Below are 1,252 nucleotides of genomic sequence, written 5' to 3'. Positions count from 1 at the left end.
CACCGGCGGCGCGGGCGCGCCGGGCCCCCGGGTCTCGGCGGGCGACATCGCGGCCCTCAGGTCGGTGGGCGAGCTCTTCCGCGCCCTCGACCAGCGCTACGGCGGCGGCCACGCCCGCCAGGCGCTCGTGCGCTACCTCGAACACGAGGCCGAGCCGATGCTGCGCGGCCTGTACGGGGAGACCGTCGGACGGCGCCTTTTCGGCGCCGTGGCCGACCTGACGAGGCTCGCCGGCTGGACGTCGTACGACATCGCCGCCCACGGCCTCGCGCAGCGCTACTTCGTCCAGGCGCTGCGGCTCTCGCAGGCGGCGGACGACCGGGCGTACGGCTCGTACGTGCTCGTGACGATGAGCCGCCAGGCGGTGTACCTCAGCCACGGGCGCGAGGCGGTGCAGCTCGCGCGCGTGGCGCAGCAGGGCGTGGGCGCGTCGGCGCCGCCGGTCGTGCAGGCGCTGCTCCAGGCGGCGGAGGCGCGGGGGCACGGCGTACTCGGGGACGCGCGCGCGTGCACGTCCGCCCTGCTGCGCGCCGAGCGGGCGCTGGAGGCCGCGCGGCCGGGGGACGAGGTGCCGCACTGGGCGCGGTTCTTCGACGAGGCGCAGCTCGCGGACGAGTTCGGGCACTGCCACAGGGACCTGTCCCAGTACCGCGCGGCGGCGCAGCACGCGGAGCGCTCACTGAGCCTGCGGGGGCCCGAGCAGGCGCGCAGCAGGCTGTTCTGCACGGTGGTGCTGGCCACGGCGCGGCTGGGCCTCGGCGAGCTCGACCAGGCATGCACGCTGGGCGCCGAGGCGGCGCAGGCCGCGTCGGAGATGAGGTCGGTGCGGGCGGTCGAGTACGTACGCGACTTCGAACGCCGCCTGGAGCCGCACCGGGACGCGGTCGCGGTACGCACGTACCGCGACCGCGTGACGGCCCTGAGCTGACGGCACCGCACGACGGCGCGACGGCGCCATGCGACCCGCCGCGCCCGGCGCGGGCCGGAGCGGCCCCCGCGGTGGCCTTGCGGCTTGCGCGGGGCCAGCTGCCCGTATGCACGGGCGCGGTGCGGGTCACCACGGTGGTCGCGCCGGCGGCGGTCGGTCTGCCCGCCCGAGGCGGGAGGACAGCGGCGCGCTACGCGTCGGGAAGTGTGTACCGCTCGGCCGCATCGCACGGTCGGCAGCCCGCTTGATCGGTAGAGCTCATGTCTGAACTCCAGTCACCTCTGTACCTGTCATGGCTGATTCCACTTCAGAAGAGGGGGGGGC

The 1,252-nt window shown here is 76.0% G+C and carries 1 protein-coding gene; it reads left to right on the top strand.

The annotated features are described in order from the left end of the window. Positions 1–928, top strand: a 928-nt coding sequence (locus tag JFN87_RS33165) for an NsdA family TPR-like regulatory protein (protein WP_504739804.1), incomplete at its 5' end; no start/stop codon positions are given. Positions 929–1,252 lie beyond the last annotated feature (324 nt).

Origin of the sequence: Streptomyces montanisoli, assembly GCF_017813245.1 — a bacterium.
GTDB classification, from domain to species: Bacteria; Actinomycetota; Actinomycetes; order Streptomycetales; family Streptomycetaceae; genus Streptomyces; species Streptomyces montanisoli.
Note: the sequence above shows the minus strand (reverse complement) of the source record. Positions and strands in the feature narration are given on the sequence as shown.